At 68.9% G+C, this 21,430-nt stretch carries 16 protein-coding genes and 1 pseudogene; 3 read left to right on the forward strand and 14 right to left on the reverse strand.

Translation table 11 applies throughout. From position 1 onward, the window contains the following. Window positions 1-38: 38 nt before the first annotated feature. Window positions 39-527 carry a rhodanese-like domain-containing protein gene (locus AB0N90_RS24045; protein ID WP_365199742.1) on the reverse strand — a complete coding sequence of 163 codons (489 nt, stop codon included), beginning with the start codon at window positions 525-527 and terminating at the stop codon, window positions 39-41. 182 nt (window positions 528-709) lie between these two features. Between AB0N90_RS24045 and AB0N90_RS24050 the strand changes: the two genes are divergently transcribed. Then, window positions 710-1,156, forward strand: coding sequence for an Lrp/AsnC family transcriptional regulator (locus tag AB0N90_RS24050; protein ID WP_365199745.1), 447 nt, complete (start codon window positions 710-712; stop codon window positions 1,154-1,156). A 158-nt stretch (window positions 1,157-1,314) separates the two neighbouring features. Then, window positions 1,315-2,844 (forward strand): UDP-N-acetylglucosamine 1-carboxyvinyltransferase, encoded by a 1,530-nt coding sequence (locus AB0N90_RS24055; RefSeq protein WP_365199748.1) that lies wholly within the window; start codon window positions 1,315-1,317, stop codon window positions 2,842-2,844. Window positions 2,845-2,981: 137 nt separating this feature from the next. Here the strand turns inward: AB0N90_RS24055 and AB0N90_RS24060 are convergent, their stop codons facing one another. Together AB0N90_RS24060 and AB0N90_RS24065 are read right to left on the reverse strand one after the other, a co-directional pair. Further along, window positions 2,982-3,611, reverse strand: coding sequence for an SLATT domain-containing protein (locus AB0N90_RS24060; protein WP_365199751.1), 630 nt, complete (start codon window positions 3,609-3,611; stop codon window positions 2,982-2,984). A 78-nt stretch (window positions 3,612-3,689) separates the two neighbouring features. Beyond that, window positions 3,690-7,346: a metallophosphoesterase gene (locus AB0N90_RS24065; protein ID WP_365199754.1), complete on the reverse strand. Its 3,657-nt coding sequence runs from the start codon at window positions 7,344-7,346 to the stop codon at window positions 3,690-3,692. Window positions 7,347-7,937: 591 nt separating this feature from the next. Here AB0N90_RS24065 and AB0N90_RS24070 point away from each other — a divergent pair. After that, complete coding sequence (locus AB0N90_RS24070) at window positions 7,938-8,429, forward strand: GIY-YIG nuclease family protein (protein ID WP_365199757.1); 492 nt, start codon at window positions 7,938-7,940, stop codon at window positions 8,427-8,429. 82 nt (window positions 8,430-8,511) lie between these two features. Here AB0N90_RS24070 and AB0N90_RS24075 read toward each other — a convergent pair whose 3' ends face one another. The 11 genes and pseudogenes from AB0N90_RS24075 to AB0N90_RS24125 all read right to left on the reverse strand — a co-directional run bounded on the left by AB0N90_RS24075 (window position 8,512) and on the right by AB0N90_RS24125 (window position 20,753). Continuing rightward, window positions 8,512-9,180 carry a hydrolase gene (locus AB0N90_RS24075; protein WP_365199760.1) on the reverse strand — a complete coding sequence of 223 codons (669 nt, stop codon included), beginning with the start codon at window positions 9,178-9,180 and terminating at the stop codon, window positions 8,512-8,514. Between the two features lie 60 nt (window positions 9,181-9,240). Next, window positions 9,241-10,177 (reverse strand): annotated as a pseudogene (locus tag AB0N90_RS24080) (alpha/beta hydrolase). 376 nt (window positions 10,178-10,553) lie between these two features. Next, window positions 10,554-11,438, reverse strand: coding sequence for a hypothetical protein (locus tag AB0N90_RS24085; RefSeq protein WP_365199763.1), 885 nt, complete (start codon window positions 11,436-11,438; stop codon window positions 10,554-10,556). After that, window positions 11,435-13,489 carry a hypothetical protein gene (locus AB0N90_RS24090; protein WP_365199765.1) on the reverse strand — a complete coding sequence of 685 codons (2,055 nt, stop codon included), beginning with the start codon at window positions 13,487-13,489 and terminating at the stop codon, window positions 11,435-11,437. The genes AB0N90_RS24085 and AB0N90_RS24090 overlap by 4 nt, the downstream gene beginning before the upstream one ends. A gap of 107 nt (window positions 13,490-13,596) precedes the next feature. Then, window positions 13,597-14,523: a hypothetical protein gene (locus AB0N90_RS24095; protein ID WP_365199768.1), complete on the reverse strand. Its 927-nt coding sequence runs from the start codon at window positions 14,521-14,523 to the stop codon at window positions 13,597-13,599. 147 nt (window positions 14,524-14,670) lie between these two features. Next, entirely contained in the window at window positions 14,671-15,327 is a 657-nt protein-coding gene (locus AB0N90_RS24100; RefSeq protein WP_365199770.1) for a Crp/Fnr family transcriptional regulator, read from the reverse strand. A 100-nt stretch (window positions 15,328-15,427) separates the two neighbouring features. Continuing rightward, on the reverse strand, window positions 15,428-16,657 hold the full coding sequence (locus tag AB0N90_RS24105; protein WP_365199773.1) for an MFS transporter: 1,230 nt from the start codon (window positions 16,655-16,657) through the stop codon (window positions 15,428-15,430). After that, the gene (locus tag AB0N90_RS24110) at window positions 16,657-17,175 is read right to left on the reverse strand and encodes a GNAT family N-acetyltransferase (protein WP_365199775.1); all 519 of its coding nucleotides are present in this window, start codon (window positions 17,173-17,175) and stop codon (window positions 16,657-16,659) included. The genes AB0N90_RS24105 and AB0N90_RS24110 overlap by 1 nt, the downstream gene beginning before the upstream one ends. Before the next feature lies 1 nt (window position 17,176). After that, window positions 17,177-18,355, reverse strand: a complete 1,179-nt coding sequence (locus AB0N90_RS24115) for a type III PLP-dependent enzyme (RefSeq protein WP_365199778.1) — start codon at window positions 18,353-18,355, stop codon at window positions 17,177-17,179. Window positions 18,356-18,438: 83 nt separating this feature from the next. Beyond that, on the reverse strand, window positions 18,439-19,725 hold the full coding sequence (locus tag AB0N90_RS24120; RefSeq protein ID WP_365199781.1) for a DUF6271 family protein: 1,287 nt from the start codon (window positions 19,723-19,725) through the stop codon (window positions 18,439-18,441). After that, complete coding sequence (locus tag AB0N90_RS24125; protein WP_365199784.1) at window positions 19,722-20,753, reverse strand: phytanoyl-CoA dioxygenase family protein; 1,032 nt, start codon at window positions 20,751-20,753, stop codon at window positions 19,722-19,724. Before AB0N90_RS24125 ends, AB0N90_RS24120 begins: the two co-directional genes overlap by 4 nt. Between the last annotated feature and the right edge of the window lie 677 nt (window positions 20,754-21,430).

Below are 21,430 nucleotides of genomic sequence, written 5' to 3' on the forward strand. Positions count from 1 at the left end.
CGGTGCGTCGTAGGACCCGGTGCGGCGTCGGCCGTGCGTCAGCAGCCGCAGGTGCCCGCGACCGGGGCGGCGAGGGGGTCGGCTTCGCGGCGCTCCGGGCCCTGCCAGGTGTCGTAGCCGAAGCCCTCGCGCACCCAGTACTCGAATCCGCCGAGCATCTCCTTGACCTGGTAGCCGAGTTCGGCGAGGGCGAGGGCGGCACGGGTGGCGCCGTTGCAGCCGGGGCCCCAGCAGTAGGTGACGACGGGGACGGACCTGTCGAGCAGGGCGGGGGCCTGTTCGGGGATGAGCGCGGTGGGGAGGTGGACGGCGCCGGGGATGTGCCCCTGGTCCCAGGAGCGGGTGGAGCGGGAGTCGAGGAGCACGAATCCGGGGCCGCCGGGGGTGGCGAGGGCGGCGGCCACGTCGGCGACGTCGGTGTGGAAGCGGAGGGAGGCGCGGAAGTGGGTGGCGGCTTCGGTGGGGGTGGCGACTTCGGTGGGGATGGCGGCTTCGGTGGGGATGGCGGGGGTGGCGGTCGTAGGCATGAGGGCGGGGGCCTTTCGTCAGCTGAGGGGGCGCTCGGCTCTGTTCTCCGGCTGTCCGGCTGTCCGGCTGTCCGGCTGTCCGGCTGTCCGGCTTGAATCTACGGACCGGAATCGGCGCTCTGAAGGCTCGATCCACGGCGATGTCACCCGATCGGTCGGGGAATCCGTGCTATTTCTCGACCATGACCGCGATATCCCTGGACGCCATCGACTGGCGCATTCTCGACGTCCTTCAGCGGGACGGCCGGACCAGCTTCGCCGACCTCGCGCGGGCCGTCTCCATGTCGGCCAGCGCGGTCACGGAACGCGTGCGCAGGCTGGAGGAGGGCGGGGTCATCAGCGGCTACGCGGCGGTCGTGGACCCGGAGCGGGTCGGGCTGGGCGTCATGGCGTTCGTACGACTGCGGTACCCGAACGGCAACTACAAGCCATTCCATGACCTGGTCGAGGCGATGCCGGAGATCCTGGAGGCGCACCATGTGACGGGCGACGACTGCTTCGTCATCAAGGTGGCGGCACGCTCGATGCGCCATCTGGAGGAGATTTCGGGACGGATCGGCGGTCTGGGGTCCGTGACGACCAGCGTCGTCTACTCGTCCCCGCTCCCACATCGCCCCATCAGCTGCTAAATCCGTAATGAGCGGCATTGCGGAACGAATCGCCCATGGATGCCCATGGATCGCCCATGACCGGCGCATCCCCGGGAACCCGCAGGTCATTGACGCGCCATCACCCGAATGGACCCCCCAAGCGAGCGCCATCTCATATCTGAGATAACCTCAACCTCATGGCAGACGACTACCTCGTACGCATCGGCAAGCTCATCCGTGACGCCCGGCAACACCGGGGCTGGACGCAGACGCAGCTCGCGGAGGCGCTCGGCACCAGCCAGAGCGCGGTCAACCGCATCGAGCGCGGCAACCAGAACATCAGCCTTGAGATGATCGCCCGCATCGGTGAGGCCCTGGACAGCGAGATCGTGTCGCTGGGCTACGCGGGCCCGATGCATCTGCGGGTCGTCGGCGGCCGTCGGCTGTCCGGTGCCATCGACGTCAAGACGAGCAAGAACGCCTGTGTGGGCCTCCTCTGCGCGTCCCTGCTGAACAAGGGCCGCACGGTGCTGCGCCGGGTCGCGCGCATCGAGGAGGTGTACCGCCTGCTGGAGGTGCTCAACTCCATCGGCGTGCGCACCCGCTGGATCAACGACGGGGTCGACCTGGAGCTGGTCCCGCCGGCCGAGCTGGAGATGACGGCGATCGACGCCGAGGCGGCCGTACGCACCCGCTCGATCATCATGTTCCTCGGCCCGCTGCTGCACCGCATGGACCAGTTCAAGCTGCCGTACGCCGGCGGCTGCGACCTCGGCACCCGGACCATCGAGCCGCACATGATCGCGCTGCGCCGGTTCGGGCTGCAGATCGCGGCGACCGAGAACCAGTACCACGCGCAGGTGGACCGCACGGTCAGCCCCGACCGCCCGATCGTACTGACCGAGCGCGGCGACACGGTGACCGAGAACGCGCTGCTGGCTGCGGCGCGGCACGACGGCGCGACGGTGATCCGCAACGCGTCCTCCAACTACATGGTCCAGGACCTGTGCTTCTTCCTGGAGGCGCTGGGCGTCAAGGTGGAGGGCATCGGCACCACCACGCTGACCGTGCACGGCGTGCCCAACATCGATGTCGACGTGGACTACTCGCCCTCCGAGGACCCGGTCGAGGCGATGAGCCTGGTGGCCGCGGCGGTGGTCACCGAGTCCGAACTGACCGTGCGCCGGGTGCCGATCGAGTTCCTGGAGATCGAGCTGGCGGTCCTGGAGGAGATGGGCCTGGACCACGACCGTTCACCGGAGTACTTCGCGGACAACGGCCGTACCCGGCTGGTCGACCTCACGGTCCGTCCCTCCAAGCTGGAGGCGCCGATCGACAAGATCCACCCGATGCCCTTCCCGGGCCTGAACATCGACAACGTGCCCTTCTTCGCGGCGATCGCGGCGGTCGCCTCGGGCCAGACCCTGATCCACGACTGGGTCTACGACAACCGGGCGATCTACCTCACCGACCTCAACCGCCTCGGCGGCCGCCTCCAGCTCCTCGACCCCCACCGCGTCCTCGTCGAGGGTCCGACCCGCTGGCGCGCCGCCGAAATGATGTGCCCCCCGGCACTGCGCCCCGCGGTCGTCGTCCTGCTGGCGATGATGGCGGCGGAGGGGACGTCGGTGCTGCGCAACGTGTATGTCATCAACCGGGGTTACGAGGACCTGGCGGAGCGGCTGAACTCGATCGGGGCGCAGATCGAGATCTTCAGGGACATCTGACGAGGCTAGGGCTTGCCCCTTTCCGGGCTTGCGTGGATGCGGGTCCGGGAGGGGGCCGGCACTTTGACACTCGTCAGGGCGGCGTCCCGCGTGTGGCGGCCGGGCAATCGCGGAAGGCGCTTGGCAGTCCCACGACGTTAAGGATTTCCGGTCATGGGCCCGGGCACCGTACTGCGCGAACCGCGTGTGACTGTCGTGGAGTTCAACTCTTCCAGACCCTCGGCGAGGTAGCCGATCCAGCCGGACGTCTCCTCCTGCATGATCTCGTGCACCTTGCTGTGCAGGCGCTCGACCACAGCGAGAAGCTCTCGCAGTTCCTCCTTCGCAGGCTGAGTGGTGTCGAGCGTCAGCAGCGCGGAGACCCATTCCGACTGGGCCCGGGCCAACGCGTGCTGGAGGGCGATCCCAGTCCGCGTGAACCGGCTCCAGGATGTCGAGTGACCGAAGACCCGGTCGAAGAGCACGCACCCCGCACCGATCGCGAGAAGGACGAATCCCCAGTCGGGAGTGATCAGATCGGGTGACGCGCCGTGGACGAGCGGAATGATGCCGCCGACCACAGCAGCGCTGACGGCGATGCTCCGCAACAGCCGGGACCACTGCGCCGGGCGTCTGCGCTTGGTGAGGTACCAGTCGATCGCCTCGATGGTATAGCGCTCGGCGTGCGTGAACAGCGTGGTGACGGTGGCGAGTCGGTCCTCCGGCCCAGCCTTGCCGACCGCGAGCGGGGAGAGCTTGAGGTCCTCGATCCGGCGTCTGTGGGGCATGGGTGGTGCCTTCCGCTGTGTGGCCGCGCGGCGACCGGTCCGGGGACGGTGAGGCGCTGAGCGGTGTCCCGCCAGCACTCAGAGGTCGTCGACCGCCAGGTGGGTGAAGTCACCGCCGGTGAGTCTCGCCAACTCCTCCTGAATCATCCGCCACCGGCTCCGCCTCACCGTGATGCGGGTCTCGTCGATGACCTGTTCGCAGAGGCTGTCCAGGATCGCGGTGACCGCCCGATCGGTCGAGGGCTCACGATCGCTGCGGCTCACCACCGCCTCCAGCGCCTGGATGACCGTATGGGCGGAGTTGAGGAACACACGGGGCCGCTCGGTCGTCGAGGTCTCGGCGCGACGGCGCTCGATGCCCTGGACCCGGGTGACCGACCTCGCGCCGCGCAACCGGGGCAGCGGAAGGGAGAGGGACGGCCCGAACGCCGTGCTCTCGGAGAGCGCGAAATCCGAACGAAGGAGCCGCCACAGACTGCCGCTCCGGGATTCGGGCAGGACGGCCTGAAAGTTCTCGGTGAGGTGCGAGGTCGAGGAGACGATCTTCAACGAAGTGTCGTGCGGCCAGGCCTGTTTGACCAGGACGCGCTCGGCATTGCTCATCGAGACCAGCCACTCGTCGATCTCCTCGGCGCGCACGAAGGCGGGGAAGATCGGGTTCTCCGTAAGTCCCTTTGCCACGACGATCGAGCAGATCTGGGGGTCGACTTCGGACAGCAGCGAGTAGCGTTCAGTACCGTCGGCCGATTCGACCAATACCGGGCAGTTCGCGAGGTACGCCTGGGTACAGGCCTGACTGATCTCGGGGATGTGATGGAATGTATGTTCCCACGTGGAAACGGGCCCGCGATAGAAAGCATCCGTGAGGGTCTGGACGATCGCGCGGTGCCGGTCCTGCGGCCGTCGGGCACCGGCGACCGCCGCTCGAACCAGATCGGGAACGAGCTCGACGAGCTCTTTGGTGATGAGCTGCTCGATCTCGTCCTGAAGCTCCTCGGCCGAACCGAGTTCATTGCGGGACGCCAGCACCGGCGCATGGTCGCGGGCGAAGTCGATGGTCAGGTAGACACCGCTGAGATTCAGGTCGGCCTTGGTCGCGGTGTACCCGGGATAGCTGTCGCCCTCTGTGCTGAGGCGCAGTCCTTTGTGCTCACTGATGCGAACGCCATCGGCGGAGAACGTCACCGAGGTGTATCCGAGGTCACCAAATTTGGGCGTTTTCGCATCACGTCCGCTCTTACGGCGGTGTGGCTGGGGGTCATAAAGGAGCTCCACTTTGAAGCCGACCTCGTGAGCCCCAAGCTGGACACGGCCCTCGCGGGCGAGAACATTCCAGCCGGAGAGCGCGCCGCTGTGTCGTCCGACGGCTGAGAACGTGGCCAGGGAGCTCGGAATGCCCGGCGCGGGCGAGACATGCAGAAAGTCCGGCAGGTAGGCGAAGAGGTCCTGTAGCGCGGCTTTGAACTGCGATGCCTTGATCGGCTCGGTGAGTGTGACGGTGATCTCGGTGCCGATGTCACAGGTCGTGAAATCCGTGTAGAACGGCCGGTCGGGGGCGGTGAACTGGACGAGGACACCGTCGACGGGGCGGCTGCCCGAAGTGCGGGTGCGGACGTCCACCGCCGCGGCGGCACTGAAGACGGAGGCGAATCCGATCCCGAAGCGACCGAAGAACGCCGGTATGTCGGCGGGCTGCTGAGCCTCTGCGGAGCTCCGCCAGCCTGAACGCCCGAGCACCGAGAGCTGGTTCACCACCTGCTGGTAAGTCATCCCGATGCCGTTGTCACGGATGACCACGACGTGTTCGCTCCGCCGCTCGACATGGACGGCGGGGATGTAGTCGACCTCACCACTCTTCGCACGCATGGCCGTTGCGTCCACGGCGTTCTGGATGAGCTCCCGCAGCCAGACGTGCTCGCGGTCGCCGTAGAGAGCCCGGCCCATCAAGATTTCCGTCACCGGGCGCGGGTCGACCCGGATTTCGTGGTGATTCAGGCTCCGGTCCACCCAGTTGGGCGTGTCGAGCTCGAACCGAAGCAGCGGGTGGATCAGCTGCCACTTGCGCCAGAGGTCGTCCAGCTCGGTGAAGTAGCGGCGGACGGAGTGCAGGGCCTCGGAGGCCAGGTGGAAGGTACGGCGCTCGGTGGCCGCGAGGTCGAATACGAGCGCGTCGCCGCCGTTCGGGGCCTCACGCACGGAGAGCACGTTGCGGCGGCACTGGTCGGTCGGTCCGGTGCCGTCGATCAGACTGGGATCGTCGAGGAGTTGGGCCAGTCTGGCGAGGCCCCAGAGATAGACGAAGGCCTTGGCGGCCGGGGCGCCTCGCAGGTCGCCGACGGTTCGGATCCGACTCGGCTCGGCCACGCTGACGTGGTCGACCGCCCGGAGTAGCACTGCCAGGTCGGGCACGACGGCCGGCACGACACCAGCGAGCCGGGCCGCGTCCTCCTTGAGCCGGGAGGCGACGCTGAAGTCGGCCTGCGCCTGGACTCCGCCGACCGCGCGGGCCCGGACCATCGACAGCTCGGCGAGGACATAGGCGAACGCGAACGAGGATCCGTCCAGGAGATAGGGCGCCAGCCCGTCATAGCGGTCGACGAGCTCGACGGACGCCTGGAACATGTCGAGACCGTGCCGCACCTCGCGGTCGCAGTCGATGAGCTCCGGTATCCGCTCACGCAACCGGGCGATCTCCGGGAGCGTGTCACCGAACCGCGAGCGCGCCCTTGTCCGCGCCACCGACTCCACACCGGAGCGGCGTGACTTGAGGACGGCCGTCGGAGGCTTCCCTTCCTCGGCGTAGACATCCGTGAACTCCTTGAAAGACTCGGAGTAGACGCTGTCGTACTTGAAGTACCGCACGCGGCACTCGCCGGTCGCGACGTCGATGTCGCCGACGCTGTAGCCACGGGGATAGCGAGCGGAGTCGTCCCCGTGCGGCCGTCCGAAGAGCAGCATCGAGGGGATTCGGAGGACGGTGGAGTGGGGCGAGCTGAGCTGACCGAGCTCGCGCGGGCTGTGGACATGCCCGAAGAGGCCGACCTGGTAATTCCGGCGCAGACTCTGCACCGCCGGGTCGCAGACGTCCTCGTGCAGCCACTCGAAGGGGTGGTGCTGGGCGAAGAGGGCGAAGTCCGCGTCCTCGGCAGGCTTCGGGGTCTGGTCTATGGAGAGCAGCAGCCGGCCGCGATCACTCTCCGTCGGGTCGTCCGTCGCATGATAGAAGCCGGCCCAGGCCGAGTTCAGGCCCAGAACGGTGAGCTTGTGGCCCGCAGCGGTGATGGTGTGGGTCCAGCGGTAGGCGTCGTCGGTACCGGCGGGGGCCCACCGCGCCACGAACTCGGAGTAACTGCGGAAGGGGTCGGCGAAGTTAGCGCGATTGCGCGGGTTGCCGAGAAAGGCGTCGACGGCGGCCGGGTCTGCCAGGTCGGTGACCAAGCGGCTCTGCTTGATCAGCGCTTCGTCGCGGTCCATGTCGTGGTTGCCCGGGACGAAGAGCAGCGGGACGTCGTGACCGAGCAGTTCACGCAGCGGCGCGATGAGGTGCTCGCCGACCGAGTCGTACTCCTTCGACTGGCCCGAGTACGCGATGTCGCCGGTGAAGACGACGAAGTCAGGTTGCCCCGAGGCGGCCACGGACTCGTGTAGGTGCCGCAACAGATTGTCGATGTACCGCTTCAGCTCCGTGGATGGATCAGCCGGCCAGTGCAAATCCGACAGCTGCCACCACGTCAACCTACCCCGAACCACTGCTGGCTCCTCGCTCCTGACGGCTTGCAAATGCGCGGCCCCCGGTGCCTCTCCCGGAGAGTACTCGACGCCTCGGACATCAGCGGGCGTGCCGGTGGTCGACCGCGCTTCAGGCAGTTGATGGCGCGCTCGTCGTATCCGTAGTCGGCCGACGGCCCTCCGTCGTGGCCAGCTGTGGTCGGTTGGGCCGCGCCGGAATCGTGTTGGACACGAGGGCCGGTCGGTAGGCCACAGGTTCCGGGAAGCGGCAGGGTGCTTGGCGAGGCACGGTCACCGTTCCAGGTGAGGAGCGACACCGCCGAACACCGGATGGGAGTACAGGCTCGTACACGTGGCTGTCCGATTGCTTGGGGGCGGCTGGGCTGTGGTGCCCGCAAGCGCCGTTCCAAGCCCCTGAAAGTACGTCGGCCTGCCTCTCGGTCACCGGCGGTAGGCCGTTCCGTCGGCAACGATCCGCGCCGCCTTTTGCGAGCCAGTGCCCCGGTAGTCTGCGACTGACGGCCGTCGCGCACTGGAGGGTTTGTGGAAGCTGCCGCTCTCACTGGTCCTGACCGACTGTGGTCGGCGCGGGAGGTCTTGCTGCGTCCGAGCCCTGTTCCGGCGGCGGCCGGCGTCTACGGGTGGCACTTCAAGCAGGCGCCGCACCCAGACCTGGCTGCCGGGCAGCTGCTCTACGTCGGCATAGCTCCGCGGCACATGGCGAACCGGACCAGTACACAGAACCTGCGCAAGCGTGTGCGGTACCACTACCGCGGCAACGCGGCCGGTTCGACACTGCGGCTCACGCTCGGCTGCCTGCTCGGGCTTGAACTGCGCCGCGTAGGCAGCGGCAAGCGCATGACGTTCGGCAAGGCCGGTGAAGCCACACTCAGCCAGTGGATGGCGGAGAACGGCCGGGTGTGCTGGATCGAGCATGCCAGGCCGTGGACCGTGGAGTCGGAGTTCATCGCTCGGCTCGATCTGCCGCTGAATCTCGAGCAGAACCGCCACAACGCGTTCCACAGCCGCCTCAAGGGGCTGAGGGCCCAAGCCCGCCAACGCGCAAGGGAGTTGCCCATCGGCATCTAGGCCGTCGGGCATCTAGGCCGTCGGGCTGCTTGGCCGTCGGAGCGACGGCATGCGGGGGTCCAGCTGCTCGGGAGGGCGTACGTCAGCCCGCGGCGCCCTCGCCCAGGAAGTGCTTCGCGTACACCACGCCCATGCCGTAAGCGCCGGCGTGCGCCTTCACGATGTCCATCACGCCGTCGTACGTGCCGGTGCGGGCCCAGTCCCGCTGGAGTTCCAGCAGCACCTGGACCCAGGTGACGGTGACCGCGCCGGCCCGGGTCATCCGCTGGAGGGCGTGCTCATGGGCCGCGGGGGTGACGCCGCCCGAGGCGTCGGCGACGACGTACACCTTGTAGCCCTGGCCGAGCGCCGACAGCACCGGCAGGACCAGGCACACCTCGGTCCACAGGCCGGATATGACGATCTTGCGGCGGCCGGTGGCGCGCACCGCCTCGACCAGGGCCTGGTCCTCCCAGGCGTTCATGCGGGTGCGGTCGATCAGCTTGTGGTCCGGGAAGACGTCCACGAGTTGCGGCAGCGCCGGGCCGGAGAACGACTCGGCGGCGACGGTCGTGATGATCGCCGGTACGTCGAAGAGGCGGGCCGCCTTGGCCAGGCCGACGGTGCTGTTGATGATGGCGGTGCGGTTCCCGCTGCCGGTGCCGAAGAACATCTGCGGCTGGTGGTCCACGACCAGGAACACACAGTTGCCGGGGGTCAGGAGGTCGGGGCTGGGCGCCGCGGTGACGGCGTCGAGGTCGAACTCGGGCATGGGGGCTCCTGGGGGAAGTGGCGGGAGGGACGGGCAGAGGCGCAGTCGTACGATGCTTCGTCAGGCGGCGTACAGCGCCTTGCGCCGTGCGTTCACCGCGAGGGTGATCGCGGCCTCGGCCCCCTCGGTGGTGCGCAGGGCGTTCAGCGTCACGAAGTCGTGGATGACGCCCTGGACGCGCACCATGGTGACGGGCACACCGGCCGAGCGGAGGCGGGCGGCGTACGCCTCGCCCTCGTCGCGCAGGACGTCGGCCTCCGCGGTGATGACGACCGCCGGCGGCAGGTCCCTGAGCTGCTCGATGCTCGCGCGCAGCGGGGACGCGGTGATCTCGGCCCGGTCCGCCTCGTCGGTGGTGTACTGGTCCCAGAACCACTTCATGCCGTCGCGGCGCAGGAAGTAGCCCTCGGCGAACAGCTGGTACGACGGGGTGTCGAAGGCCGCGTTGGTGACGGGGTAGAAGAGGATCTGGAGGGCGAGTTCGAAGTCGCCCCGCTCCTTGGCCAGCAGGGTGAGCGCCGCCGACATGTTGCCGCCGACCGAGTCACCGGCGACGGCGACGCGCGCCGCGTCCAGCCCCTTGGCGGTGCCGTCCCTGACCACCCACTGGGCGACCGTGTAGCTCTCCTCGATCGCCACGGGGTAGCGGGCCTCGGGCGAGCGGCTGTCCTCGGGGAGGACGACCGCCGCACGGGCCCCGACGGCCAGCTCCCGCACCAGGCGGTCATGGGTGTGCGCATCGCCGAACACCCGGCCCGCGCCATGGATGTAGAGGATCACCGGCAGCGGCCCCGGTGTCCGGCCGGGCGCACGATCCGCGTCCGTACGGAGCCGGTGGGGCCGCCCTCGACGGTCACCCACTCCTCGTCGATGTCCGGCAGCGCGACGGCGCCGGACTGCACGTCGTCCACCGCCTTGCGGCCCTCCTCTACGGGAATCTCGTAGAGGTAGGGGGTTCGGCGGTGGCGGCGGTGAATTCCGCGGCCTCGGACTCCAGAACCGGGCCGACTCCGCTGCCGCCGTTCTGGTCGGGGGCGAGGGCATCACAACTCGCCTTTCGATCTATGTCTGTTGAGTACCGGCGGGATTTATCCGCCGGGTGCCGCCGGGGGTCTCAGCGTGCGGCGGACGCCCGCCTGGCGTTCCACGTCCCGTAGTTGGACGGACAGTTCGTGGACTGGTCGTAGAGCGCTTGGCGGACCTGAGGCAGGGAAAGAGGAGCGGCGAGTTCTTCGGTTTCTTCGCGAAGCCGAAGTCGGGGCGTCGGATCGCCATTCAGATGGTGCTCGGAGTGTCATACGCGAATGGACGGGCGTGCTGTCCGCAGACGCACACCCGCCCATTCGTTCGAGATTGGAATTTTACTGCCGGCGTCAGAGGGGCGCGCTGGGGACCGGGCGACCCAGCGCAGAGATGCGATCACGCAGAATGTAGGAGATCTCCTTGCGTTCCTGGTCGGTCAGCTTCCCGAGCAAGGAAGCCAGTTCCTCCTGCCAGTCGGTGCGCGGCGGACTGAGCAGGGTCGGGTGATCGACTGCCCAGTCCAGCACCTGTCGCACTTGGTCGGGGTGCCTGAGCAGCCAGAGCGCCGCCAAGGACACCGGGCCGGCGTGCAGCGCCTGGAGACAGAACTCGTACTCTCCACGTCGGCTGGGAGTCCAGGAATAGCGAACACCCTCGCCTTCCTCCTGGCCGAGGAGGAGTTCCTCACCGCTTTCCCGGAGCCGCACATCGAACACCCGGTAGCTCAGGCCCGTCTCCTCCATACGTTGCGCCATGCCGAGATGCTGCATGATCTCGGGAGCGCCGAGCCCGTTCCCGGCCACCATCTGGGCCTCCGCCAAGTGGTGCAGGGAAGCCGTGAGATGGGTGCGGACCACATGCCAGCCGTGCACAGTCCTCGTACGCACGACACGTACAGGGTCGTGAACCCACCACGACACCCACAGATCCACGGACTCCGTGCCGTACACGGTGGGAAGGCCGACCGCCCGCGTGTCCACGTGCTCGGTCCCATCCACCCGGAAGGCCTCGGTATAGGTGCCGCCGAGAGCAGGTGCGGCAGCTTCGTCGGGCACCGGCACGTACGCGCCGATGTCCTCGGGGTCCCCACGGCGGCCGAGGAGGAAATAGTCTCCCGTGCCGTCTCTGAGCACCAGGGACCAATCCTTCGAGGCGGACCAGCGATGACTGAGGATCTCCCGCCAGGGCGGCTTGGACGCCCTGTGGTAGAGCCGCTCGGTTGCTTCGTCGTTCATGACCGTCTCCCGGTATCGCCCTCGCGCCATCTGCTGAGCGCAGCCCGTGCCACTGTCAGCCCCGCCCAGCCATCGCCGCCTCGCTCGTCCATCTCCACGAACAGCCGGAATTCGCCGAACTGCATGGAACCGGCCAAGACGGTGAACAAGTTCTCCACCGCCCGGAACAGGATTTCGTCCCATTGCCCCCATTCAGCCCAGCGCAGCAAGTCGGAACAGGTGGAGTCGAACGAGCTGTCCATGTTCAGTGCGTGCCGAACGGTGTCGGCGATCAGCCCGGCTTCAGGAGCCTCTTCGGCGAGTTTCCGCTGGAACCACGAAGGGGATCTCAGTAGCTGGCTGAACAACACGAGCAAGGGCTCTTGGTCGAATTCCTCGGTGCTCAGCCACTCAAGAAGCCGACCGAACACCTTTTCCTCGTTGCCGGCCTGGAACAGGTTCAGGGCCGCTGCGCGCACCGCCATGAACACCCGTTCGTCCTCCTCCCCCTCTCCCGCGCGAAACTGTCCGCCTGAGATGAGGGTGCGAAGGAGCTGGAGTGCCAGGTCCGGGCGCGCCAGCCCGAACTCCGCACCGCATGCGTACGCCACCGTGGTTCTCAAGGTGGAGCTGACTGCCAGGCTCCAGCGCTGGAGGCGATAGCGCACCTCCCCGACCAGTACGGGATCCTCGGCCGCGATGCCCAGCGCGTGTGCCGCGATGAGGCGGCTGGTCGTACGCTCGGACTCGGCCAGAGCCTGGATGTGCCGCAATGCCCGCCGGCCGCCGCCCCAACTCGCCGCTCTGCCCATGACCTGACCTACCGGCAAGGTCAATTCAGCGGCGCGGTTCACCTCCCGCAGCCATTCGACCAGGAGATCCGACAACTGCCCGTACTCACGCCACACATGCCTGAGCACCACTTCGGCCTGCCGGTGCCTGACGAACACAACCGGCTCCACGCTGTGCGCGTAGGAGCCCCCGGTGCGGATCTCGCGCGTTTGCCGAGAGGCGCGGACAGCGTGCAGCAGTTCCGTCAGGGAGCGCCGGAAGACGAAGTCCGGATTGGGCCGTTCCGCGTTCTCGGTTCCCTGGGCGTCCGTCGCCGGCAGCATGGCCGCCAGACGTCCGTTCGACAACTTCAGCAACCGGTCCGCCTCCTCCCGGAGGATCCGGTAGTCCAGCCGCTCGAAGACACAGGCAGCCAGCAGGAAGGCCAAGGCGTCAGGGTCATCGCGTAACCCCTGGATGAATGCGGGGACTTCCCGCTCGGCTCGGTAACTCAGCCGGTCCTGTAGATCACCGAGCGCGCTCGGGTCACCGTCCGCCGCCACGAGGGTCGCCACCAGCTCGACCACTTCAGCCGGCACCAACTCGGGTACCAGCAGGTCTCCCAGACCATGGTTCTGGTCCAGCGCCGCAAGCAGGCGTTCTCGTTCGAGTTGACCCGGGACAGCGGCTTCGAAGTGACTGGCGAACACCATGGCAGGCCGCGGCGGTACACACTCGGTGGGTCTGACGTGGAGGTCCTGTTCGAGTCGACGCAGCAGAGCCGCGTCATCGGGCAGGACGATGACCATGCATGCCTCGGCTCGCTCCAGCAGCGACCGCACATGCCCCAGGACACCGGGCCCCAGCGGCCGGGTCGGGAACAGTCCGTCCATCAGGTAGCCACGGGCCGAAGTGTCGGTGGGTTGCCAGCGGTCCAGCTCCGCGACGCTGTCCAGGGCACGCAACGGAGCGTCCTGCCCACAGTTCGCACGCAGTAGATTGAGCGCCGCCGTGCGGCGGCCGGAGCCCGGCCGCCCGGCAAGGAAGAGCAGTCCCTGGCTCAGCTGTTCCAGAGCGCTGTCGAACCATTCGGGTTCCGCGAACCCGAAGGCCGCCGCCTGTACTTCGGCCTTCGGGATCGGCCCCTCGCGCACCCTGGCCGCTTGCCGCCCCCGACCCTCGCCGACGGGCCCGTTGTGCACACGTTGACCGCCGTGTACAGAGCCGGCGTTGAGATTCGCGTAGGGCGCGTACACGACCGGGCCTCGGGTGCCCGCCGCACCGCCGATGGCATCGATCAACTCGGAGACGTCGTGCTCCGGCTCCGCGGGAAGCTCCTCCTTCTGGGACGAGTCCTCCGGCGACGTGCCAGGTCCAGGCTCTTTGGGAGCCGCCTGTGCATCCGCGGTCACTGCCGGCCCTGATACTTGTCGCCCCGGACCTGGTCCCCCTGGAAGCCACGGACACGACCGGCCTTGTTGCCTGTCACGTGATCCCCGGCGACGTGGGAGTTGGAAACGCTCTGCCCACCGTGGACGGTGCCCGTGTTGATGTTTCCGTTCGGGGCGCTGTTCCGCACCTGCCGGCTCTCTCGCTCGCCGACCTCCACCGGAGGGGCAGCCTTCTCCAGGGGCGGCTCCTGAGCGACGTCGCCGGGCGGAATCTCCTCGTGCAGCGGTCCGGACGGCTGGGGTACGTAGATCCAGGCCCGCTGGAAGAACGGCTTGCCGTCGACCGTGGCGGCCACCTCCACGAAGTGATCGGGGTGGCGGCCGGTGTACCCGCTGGCGACCGCCTCCTGAAAGCAGCGGTCCGAGAGGATGGCCGCGACATGCGTGATGTTCGCCTTGTGCGAGGCGAGCACAGCTTTCACGGGGCGGGAATCGAGCAGGCGGTGCGTGTCGTTGCGTGCCGTGCCGTTGCCGCTGAACTCGTCACCGGTGTCGGGCAGCGGGCCGATGTGCAGGCTGACTCGGAGTCTGATGGGTGTTACCCCGTGGGACAGGATGTTGTGGTCCGTCAGTACCTCCTGCAGCGTGAGCAGGAGAGGATGGACCACGAAGGGCATCAGCGAGGGGTCGAAGCCGAGTACATAGCCGTCGCCCGTGGAGGCGGGGAACTTGCGGTCGTTCCAGAGTTCTCCCAGTTCCGCCCTGATCAGCGCCGTCCTGAGGAGTTCGGGTACGACACGGCTGATGACTTCGTGCTCGATGGCCGGTCGCCCCGTGAAGTCCTTGGCATCCACGGCCAGGATGCCCCGGTACGGGGGCAGCGGGCGGCTGCGGCTGTACGAACCGGCCGTTCCCCGAGGCAATTCGCCGATGTGCTCGTGCATGTCGCTCCTCTGTGAAGGCCGCCCGGCCGAGACAGGCCGGGCGACGACGCCGTACGTGCGTTGGTCGTGCGTCTTGAGCTTCACAGCGGTCGCGTATTCGCTCCGTTCCGCAGGCACAGACGGAACGTGACGTGGGACACTCGGCCGTCACATGCCAGTGCTGCCGGCGAGGGTCTTCCTCAAGTCTTCGACATTGATCACATTTATCCGGCTCTTGGCGACCCTCACTTGATCCGGTCCCAGCTGCAGCAGCGCCTTGGTGACGGACTTGCGCCCCACTCCGATGTGCTGGGCCATCTCTTCTCTGGTCAGCGGAAAGGACCGCACGCCGCCGGAGAGTTCGACAAGGCGAAGCAGAGCCGCGGCGAGGCGTTCGTGCACAGCGCCGTCATAGATCTCGGCCTGTTCCCTCAGCCGATGGGACGCCAACACGGCCAAGGTGTACGCAAGCCTGCGCTCGTCCACGAAACGGTGGAAATCTTCAGCGGGGATCACGGATGCTTTGCATTTGCTCATCGTCTGTACATCGGCCAGTCGCACCCCTCCCTGCTGCAGCGCCATCTCGCCCAGGATCTCCCCCGGTCCACGGAAGGCGAGCAGTCGCTGCCGCCCGTCCCGGTCGGTTCGGACCACTTTGACCAGTCCACTGATCAGGGCGAGCACATGAGTTCCCCGCTCGCCCTGCCGTAACACGGTTCGGTCTGTCGAATACGTCCAGGACGGATACCGCGTCAGCCCCAACCAGTCCTCCTCCGACACAAGATCCCGAAGGGCCGGTACCGAGAAGGAACGAAGTTCGCTCATGCGATCACGCTAAACGAGACACGTGATGCATATGTACGGAATTCTCCATTCCGCGCTTATGCCGCCTCGATGGGGCCGGAACTCTCCCACGCGGCAAGATTTACACCGCGCTGCCTTCTCGGTTGTCGTCGGTCATCGGAGGCAAGGTACTCAGCTGGGGCTCCGGGGAGCAGCGGATGTTCCAGGGGATCCAGATCGCGGTGACGGTGACCGCGAGGGCCGAGGCGGCGACCAGTGCCATGCCCAGGGTGAGGCCCCCCGCCGTTGCCACGAAGCCGATCAGGGCGGGGCCGGCCAGCAGGCCCGTGGTGCCCATGGCGGCGACCAACGACAGGGCGTCGGAGCCCCGTTCGGCGGCGGCGACGTACACGCACGGGGTGATGGCGGCCGCGCCGAGGCCGACGCAGGCGAAGCCGAGGAGCGTCGCGGGCACACCGCCGGTCAGCAGCGCGAGCCCCAGTCCGACGGCGGCCAGCGCGCTGCCCGCGCGCACCACCGGGCCATCGCCCCAGCGGTCGCGCCAGCGGTCGGCGCAGGCGCGGGCCAGGAGCATCGTCGCGGAGACCACGGCGATGCCCAGCGGGGCGACCGTCGAGGACGCCTTGACGGTGTCCTTGAGGTAGAGGGTCGACCAGTCGTTCATCGCGCCCTCGGTGATGGTGCCGAAGGTCATGGCGGCGCCCATGAGGAGGGTCAGGCCGGAGGGGAGGGACCAGCGTCGTGTGCCCTGTCTCTCCGTCGCCGTCGGCGCCGTCTCCACCGGTGCGGGCGCGTCGGGGAGCAGGCCGCGGCGGCCGCAGATCAACAGCACCAGCAACACCGCGCCGGCGACGGTGAAATGGGCCGGGACGGACTGCGTCAGGCTGGTGACCCCGGAGGTCAGGAGGGCCGCCGTGAGCAGGCCCGCGCTGAAGGTGGCGTGGAGTTGGGACATGGCCGTGCGGTCGTACGACGACTCCAGTGCGGCGCCCTGCGCGTTCATCGCGACGTTGAGGCAGCCGACGGCGACTCCGTCGGCGCAGACCGCGAGGAGGGCCAGGGGGTAGTTCGGTACGACGGACAGCGCGGCCAGTACGACGATCAGGGCCAGCGCCGAGGCGAGCGACAGGGTGCGTGAGCCCAGGCGCCGCATCAGTACCGCGACCAGCGGGAACGCGGCCGCCGCGCCCGCGCCGCAGGCCATCAGGAGGAGACCCACTTCCCCGGCTCCCAGGTCGAGGCGGGTCTTCAGCGCGGGGAGGCGGGAGACCCAGGTGCCGTACTGGAAGCCGAGGAAGCAGAACAGGGCCGCGATCGACCACTTCGCGCGGGAGAAGGAGGGGGTGGGCATCAGGACGTCCTCAGCGCTTCGCGGGGCAGACGGGCCGACATGTAGAGGGCGTCGGTGCCATAGGCCGACGGGACGGGGGTCTCGGGGTGCGACGCGTATCCGTTCGCCCGCCAGAAGGTCTCCTTGCCGGCCACGGCGATCAGCGAGACCGTCTCGAAGCCGCGCTCCCGTGCCGTCTCGGTGACATGGCGGACCAGGCGGCTGCCCAGCCCCCTGCGGCGCAGCGGGGCGCTGATGACCAGGTCGTGGAGATGGAGGTTGGTGGTGTCGTGGCGGGTGTGTTCGGGGCGGGTCGGGTCGGGGCAGTGCGGGCGGGGGTAGGGCAACGTGAGGGTGTAGCCCGCCAGTTGACCGTCCACGGTGAGGGCGAAGCAGGTGGTGGGTGAGGCGGCGGCGCGGGAGCGCAGCAGGTGCTCGCCCTCGGCGAGACAGAGGTGCGCGTACGTCTCGTGTTCGAGGGCGGCGAGCGCGGGCCAGTCGGGGGCCGCTATCTCCCGGATGCGTATGTGGTCGTTCATTTCAAGGCCGTTCGTGGTCTGGGGAGTTGTGCGCGCGTACGCAGACGCAGGGCAGCGGGCCGAAGCCGTTGAAGCCGCCGGTGGTGTAACTCGTGGCGTAGGCACCGGCGGAGAGGATCCACACCGGGTCGCCGGAGGCGAGGGATCGGGGGATGCGGACCGGGTGCAGGCCGGCGCCGTAGGCGTCGTCGCTGTCGCAGGTCGGTCCCGCGACGACCGCCGGTACCGCCTCCCCCGCCTCCCCCGTGTCCGGCCGGCCGGGGAAGACCATGTGGTGGGTCAACTGGTCCATCTCGTAGAGGCCGTTGAACTTGCCGCAGCTGAGGTAGAGCCAGTGCGCGTCCGCGCCGTCCGGCCCCCGGCGGTGGGTGAGGCGGGCGACATGGGCGCGGACGGCGCCGTGGTCGGCGACCAGGTGGCGGCCCGGTTCCATGACGAAGGTGACGGGGGCGAGGGCGCGCAGCCGGTCCATGCCCTCGCGGAGCACGGCGAAGATCTTGTCCAGCGGCGGGTCGAGGGGGTTGCCGTGGCGGTCCCGGTAGCCGAGCGCGGGCAGTCCGCCGCCGAGGTTGATGTGATCCGGTACGATCGCCCGCCCGGCCAGCGCCGTCAGGGTCTCGGCGAGCAGGTCGAGGGCGGCCTGCCAGCCCTCGGCGGTCATCTGCTGGGAGCCGACGTGCACGGACAGACCGGCGGGGGTGAGGCCGGCCGACCGGGCCGTGTCGAGGATGCGTACGGCGTCCTCGGGGGCGCAGCCGAACTTGCGGTTCAGGCCCCACAGGGCACCCTCGCCGCTGGTGGCGAGGCGGCAGAACACGCGGGCGCCGGGGGCGTGCCGGGCGATGGCGGTGACGTCCTCGACGCTGTCGGTGGCGAAGGTGCGGATGCCCTGGCGGTGGGCCTCGGCGATGTCGTGGTCGGACTTGATGGTGTTGCCGTAGTGGACGCGGTCGGGGTCCACGCCGGTGCGGAGGGCTTGCTCTATTTCGGCGGGGCTCGCGGCGTCGAAGCCGGCGCCGCGGGCCGCCAGGCAGTGGAGGACGTCGTCGACCGGGCAGGCCTTGAGGGCGAAGCGGATGTCGGTGGCGGGGAGTTCGGCGCGGAGGGCGTCGTACTGGTGCTCGATGCCGGTGAGGTTGTAGATGATGCGGTCGGTGGTGGCGGCGGCGAGTTCCGCCATGGGGACGCCGGGCAACGTTGTCGGGCGGGTGCGGGTTCGGTGGGGCTGGGCGCACGGTTCCCCGTGCTCCTTCGGGGCGGCGTTCATGTGCGGGTCGCCTTGATCAGTGCGGGCCAGGCGTCGATCAGGTCCGCGTAGGCCGTGATGTCCGAGGCGGCCTCGGCCAGCAACTGGGCGCGTTCGTCACTCAGTTGCTCGGCGAACTCCGCGTATCTGCCGCCCAGTTTGCGGTACGAGGTGTCCAGGCGGTCCAGGCGCCAGATGTTCTCGGCCGGGTCCAGGGTGGTGCTCTCGCGGAGGAACGCGGTGATCCGGTCGGGGCGGACCTGACCGTCGTCGTCCAGGAGGGCGGCGCCGGTGGCGGTCATGTGGTCGTAGACGTGCTGGAAGTAGTGCATCGACAGCAGGAACTTCACGAAGCGGCGCTGGTAGGCGGGGAAGCCGGTGGGGCTGCGGCGTTCGGGGGTGTGGAAGTTCTCGATGTGCCGGTTGTGCAGGATGCCGGGCAGTGTGGCGTCGTGGACCAGGTGGAGCAGGAAGTAGTCGCTGCCGATGGTGTCCGTGGCGGGCGGCAGCGGGACGCGTTCGTAGACGGCCCGGTCGAAGGCGATGTTGCACATGTCGACGCGCATCGGGTCGACCAGGGTGAGGGTCGAGCGGTCGCCGGTGAACGGGGCGGTGCCCGCGCCCGTGAAGGACTCGGCGACCAGGTCCCGTTTGCGCTCCTCGGGCCAGTCGGTGGGCGCCCAGAGGCTGACCACGTCGTGGTAGACGGCCGGGTCGAGGCGGCGTATCTCGGCTATGTCCACGGAGAGTTCGCCGATGAAGGAGGCGCCGGCCAGGGAGACCGGGCGGTGGGCGTGGGCCGGGTCGAGGTCGGTGTGCAGTCCGGCGGCCGTCGCCTCGGCGGCGGGGCGGCCCAGCCAGGGCAGCTCGTGATGGATGGGGAACACCGGTTGCCCGGCGTGGAGTTGGTAGGTGCTGTCGGAGTCCCTGCGGTGCACGGAACGGCAGCCGAGCAAGGCGGCGAACAGGAAGGCGCGGTTGGTGCAGGCGCCGTAGGAGACGGCGGGCGGGAGCAGCTGGTCGAGGAGGCCGGAGGACTGGTCCGCGGAGTCGATCAACCGGCCGAGGCGGATGCGCTGTTGGTCCTCGTCCATGTGGTGGACGGTCACCTGGGCGACCTCGGGGAGCGCGGCAATCGCCCGGAGGTGGTCGGCGCGGGTGGGGGCGTCGGCGGAGTCCAGGATCAGGAGGTGGACGTCCGTGTCGAAGTGCCGGACCGCGTAGGCGGCCTCCTGGTGCAGGGCGGTGATCGTCGCGGGGCAGGCGCGGTTGGTGGGCAGGCAGAGGCAGATGCGGTGCTTCACTCGGTGTCGCCTCCGCCGGTCCAGGAGTCGAGGCCCAGCAACTTGCGTCCCAGCGGGTCGAGTTCGGCCGTTCCGTAGCGCTCCGCCTCCGGGCGGCGGGCGTCGCCGAGGAGGGTGCCGTTCCAGTCGGGGGTGGCCAGGGTGCGCCAGGAGTGCACACGGGAGTCGCGCAGGGTGGTGTGCTCCTCCAGGGCGGGCATCATCGACAGGTACTGGACGGCCCGGACCCCGCGCTCCGACCGGTTGGGGGCGACGCCGTGCGCGAGCAGCCCGTTGAAGATGAGCAGGTCACCGGCCTGTAGGTCGGGGCGGACCACGGGGAACTCGGTGCGGTCGGCGTTCGGGCGGATCGGGTCGCGGCCGGGTGGCTGGGCGAGGCGCCATTCCTCGAAGCGGTGGAAGAGTTCGGGGGCGCACTGGAAGCCGCCGAGTTCGGGGCGGGTGTCGTTCAGCGCGATGATGCCCTGCACGCGCTGGGGCAGCACGGCGAGGGTGGTGTCCACGTCCCAGTGCAGATCGATGTCGAAGCCCTCGGTGGTGGGTTCGATCAGCGAGCGGGAACGGGTGCCGGTGTTGGGCGGGTTGAGGTTGAGGCGGTCGAGGGTGACCCACAGCTCTTCGCAGTCCCAGACGTCCACGAAGGCGTCGTAGACCCGCTGGTTCTGCCGGCTGTCCCACAGGAGCTGGTGGTGGTACGACTCGACGAAGCCGTAGATGAACAGGTGCTGGTCGAGTTCGGAGCGGAACTCCGGCTGCTCGTACCAGGTTTCCGGGCGGTCCGGGTCCAGGCCCTGGAACTCCCAGGTGAAGTCGAGGAGTTGCTTGGCCTCGCCGGGGGTGATGGCCTCGCGGACGACGACATAGCCGTACGTCTGCCAGAACGCGAAGTCCGCTTCCGAAAGCACCCTCAGCGGGCGGGACTTCTCGATGTCGCGCAAGGGGGTGGGGGCGAGGTAGGTCTCGCCGTCGGCGCTGAAGTAGGGGCGGTCGGATGCCGCGCGGTGGAGGTAGGGGGCTGGTGTCTGCATGCGAGCACTCCGGGGTGACGGATGTGGGTGGCGGTGAGACATGTGCCGGTGGCATGCGCCAGGGCGTGAAGGGCCCGGGGCGCGAAGGGGCGAGGAAGTCTTTGAGTGGGTGGGGGTTCGGTGCGCGGATGGGTGCAGGGGGGCACGGGGGTGGGTGCGGGAAGGGGGGCCGGCGCGCGGATAGGTGTGGGAGGGGGGCCGGCGCGTGGATAGGTGCGGGAGGGAGGTCGGCGCGCGGATAGGTGCGGGAGGGAGGTCGGCGCGCGGATGGGTGCGGGTGCGGGTGCGTTGTGGCTTGTCGCGCCCCGCGGCGGAGCCGCATGTCGAGAACGGCCCCGCGCCACTTCGGGGCGCGGACGCTCGCCGGGGTGGGTGGGCTCGGCCCTGCCGGGTTGGGCCGAGCCCACCCCGCTTCGGGTGGTCGAGCCGGTGAGGCTTCAGCTGGTCGGGGTGAGCGGCACCGGGTGATCGACAGATACGGCCGGGGCCCCGCGCGGGCCCGCCGGGGCGGTCCGGTCAGGGGCGGCGCGGAAAAGGTCGTTCCGGCGACCGGCACGGGCGCGTTCCAGGTCCCGCGTGCCCGCCCCGATCGCAGGCCCCCCGGGCCCACCTCGTCCGCGCGAGCCCCCGTCGCGCCGTACACGCACCGCGCCGTCCCCCGCCCGGCCCCGTTCCGG

This window comes from Streptomyces sp. NPDC093018, from assembly GCF_040684035.1.
GTDB classification, from domain to species: Bacteria; Actinomycetota; Actinomycetes; order Streptomycetales; family Streptomycetaceae; genus Streptomyces; species Streptomyces murinus.

Excerpts from the sequence above, each read along its gene's own strand:
- AB0N90_RS24045 (WP_365199742.1), bottom strand. The coding sequence starts at position 527 with ATGCCTACGACCGCCACCCCCGCCATCCCCACCGAAGCCGCCATCCCC.
- AB0N90_RS24050 (WP_365199745.1), top strand. The coding sequence starts at position 710 with ATGACCGCGATATCCCTGGACGCCATCGACTGGCGCATTCTCGACGTC.
- AB0N90_RS24055 (WP_365199748.1), top strand. The coding sequence starts at position 1,315 with ATGGCAGACGACTACCTCGTACGCATCGGCAAGCTCATCCGTGACGCC.
- AB0N90_RS24060 (WP_365199751.1), bottom strand. The coding sequence starts at position 3,611 with ATGCCCCACAGACGCCGGATCGAGGACCTCAAGCTCTCCCCGCTCGCG.
- AB0N90_RS24075 (WP_365199760.1), bottom strand. The coding sequence starts at position 9,180 with ATGCCCGAGTTCGACCTCGACGCCGTCACCGCGGCGCCCAGCCCCGAC.
- AB0N90_RS24085 (WP_365199763.1), bottom strand. The coding sequence starts at position 11,438 with ATGAACGACGAAGCAACCGAGCGGCTCTACCACAGGGCGTCCAAGCCG.
- AB0N90_RS24095 (WP_365199768.1), bottom strand. The coding sequence starts at position 14,523 with ATGCACGAGCACATCGGCGAATTGCCTCGGGGAACGGCCGGTTCGTAC.
- AB0N90_RS24100 (WP_365199770.1), bottom strand. The coding sequence starts at position 15,327 with ATGAGCGAACTTCGTTCCTTCTCGGTACCGGCCCTTCGGGATCTTGTG.
- AB0N90_RS24105 (WP_365199773.1), bottom strand. The coding sequence starts at position 16,657 with ATGCCCACCCCCTCCTTCTCCCGCGCGAAGTGGTCGATCGCGGCCCTG.
- AB0N90_RS24110 (WP_365199775.1), bottom strand. The coding sequence starts at position 17,175 with ATGAACGACCACATACGCATCCGGGAGATAGCGGCCCCCGACTGGCCC.
- AB0N90_RS24115 (WP_365199778.1), bottom strand. The coding sequence starts at position 18,355 with ATGGCGGAACTCGCCGCCGCCACCACCGACCGCATCATCTACAACCTC.
- AB0N90_RS24125 (WP_365199784.1), bottom strand. The coding sequence starts at position 20,753 with ATGCAGACACCAGCCCCCTACCTCCACCGCGCGGCATCCGACCGCCCC.